Raw genomic sequence first — 2,039 nt, forward strand, 5'->3', positions numbered from 1 at the left:
TGCGAGAAGGCGTCGGCGATGTCCGGCCAGTTCCAGTTGCGCACCGCCGGCGGCGCGTAGGCCGTCAGCGTGTCGACGTACCACTGCAGCGCCTGCACCGCCTGCGGCGAGTTGACGACGACGTTGCCGCCCTGCATCCAGGTGCCGCCGAAGCCGCGGAAGAGCGACGGGTAGATGTACATGTTCTGGCCGGCGCCGGAGAAGCCGCGCAGCGCGAGGCCGTGGATGCGCGCGTTCGGGTCGGTGAGCGCCTTGGCGTTGGCGACCAGCTGCTCGTAGGTGTCGGCCGGCTTCAGGCCCTTGGCGTCGTAGAGGTCCTTGCGGTAGACCTGCACCGTCACCTCGCCGTCGAACGGGATGCCGTAGGGCTTGCCGTCGATCGAGGCGGCGTCGCGCCAGGCCTTGATGATGTCGTCGTAGTTGAACCAGGCCTTGTCAGTCAGCGTGGCGTCGTTGAGGTACTTGTCGAGCGGCTCGACCCACTTGTTGGCGACGTACAGCGGGTAGTACATCGGGTCGGCGGCGTGGGTCGCGTAGGTCGCCGTCTTCGACGACAGGTCGAGCAGCGCCTTCTGCCGGATCTGCCCCGGCGGCACCTTCTCGAAGCGCAGCTTGACGCCGGTGAGCGCTTCGAACTGCGGTTGCAGGGTGATCAGGTTCTCGAAGTAGCTCGCCGGGATGACGGCGACGGTGATCGTCTCGCCCTCGACCTGCTTCCAGTTGATCTTCGCCGCGCGATACGGGGCGAGGTCGTCGGCCTGGGCCAGCGCCGGGCCGACAAGCGCGGGTCCGCAGACCGCGAGCGCACCGAGGGCGGCGCCCTGCTTCAGGACCGTGCGGCGACCGGGCAGATGGCTCATGACGCGTCTCCTCTGTATTCGATTACATGACGGTAGCAGCGCCCGCCCGCTCGCACAATCCGCGGGGGGTCAGCGTTTCTACCGAGCCGGACGATTCCCCTTCTGTAATCGAATCCATCGATGCACCGCGCGACGTCGCTCGCCGACCGGCCGGGCCGTCCGAGCGCCAAGGACGTGGCCCGCCTCGCCGGCGTGTCCACGGCAACGGTGTCCCGCGTCATCAACTCGCCGGAGCAGGTGGACGCGCGCACGCAGCGCCTGGTGCGCGAGGCCGTCGACAAGCTGCGCTACGTGCCGCACGGCGCGGCGCGCGCGCTGCGAAGCGCGCGCAGCCACATGGTCGGCGCGGTCGTGCCTTCGTTCGACTACGCGCTGTACGCGCGGACGACGAGCGCGATGCAGGCGGTGCTCGACGCCAAGGGCTATTCCCTCGTCCTCGCCGAGCACCACTACGACCTTGGCGCCGAGCTGCGCACGACGGAGCAGCTGATCCGGCGCGGCGTCGACGCCTTCGTCTTCGTCGGCCTCGACCACGACCCGGCCCTGTTCGCGCTGCTCGAGAGCTATGGCCGGCCCTACGTGCTGACCTGGGGCGTGGACCCGATGCGCCGCCATCCGAGCATCGGCTTCGACAACCGGGCCGCCACCTTCGAGATGACGCGGCACCTCATCGGCCTGGGCCACCGCCGCTTCGGCCTGCTCAGCGCCGTCACCGCCGGCAACGACCGCGCCAGCGAGCGCGGCGCCGGCGTGCGCGGCGCCCTGGCCCAGGCCGGTCTCGCCCTCGACGAGCGCTGCGCGCACTGCGGCCCGATCGATCTCGGCGCGGCCGCGGCCATGATGAGGAAGCTGCTGGCGTTGCCGAAGTCGCGCCGGCCGACGGCGGTGATCGGCACCAACGACGTCTTCGCCGTCGGCGCCATGGTCGCCTGCCGGGCCGAGGGCGTGGCGATCCCCGACGAGGTGTCGATCACCGGCTGCGACAGCACCGACCTCGGCGCGACGCAGACGCCGGCCCTCACCAGCATCCGCACGCCGATCGTGGAGATCGGCCGCGCCGCCGCGGAGCAGGTGGTCGCTCGCCTGGCCGGGCGGCCCTTCGTTGCGTTCCAGACGCTGGGCTTCGAGCTGGTCAGCCGCGGCAGCACGGCCGCTCCGGCGAAGACTTGAGCACCGCAC

Annotated in this window: 2 protein-coding genes; one reads left to right on the forward strand and one right to left on the reverse strand. The window is 70.7% G+C overall.

Going from position 1 to position 2,039, the window contains the following annotated elements; translation table 11 throughout:
* Nucleotides 1-860: ABC transporter substrate-binding protein (locus AC30N0_RS02625; protein WP_489516383.1), on the reverse strand; the 860-nt coding region annotated here is incomplete at its 3' end.
* Between the two features lie 120 nt (nt 861-980).
* Between AC30N0_RS02625 and AC30N0_RS02630 the strand changes: the two genes are divergently transcribed.
* Nucleotides 981-2,030, forward strand: coding sequence for a LacI family DNA-binding transcriptional regulator (locus AC30N0_RS02630; protein ID WP_489516384.1), 1,050 nt, complete (start codon nt 981-983; stop codon nt 2,028-2,030).
* The last annotated feature ends 9 nt before the right edge of the window (nt 2,031-2,039 follow it).

This window comes from Rhizobacter sp. (assembly GCF_031412495.1).
GTDB lineage: Bacteria > Pseudomonadota > Gammaproteobacteria > Burkholderiales > Burkholderiaceae_C > Schlegelella_A.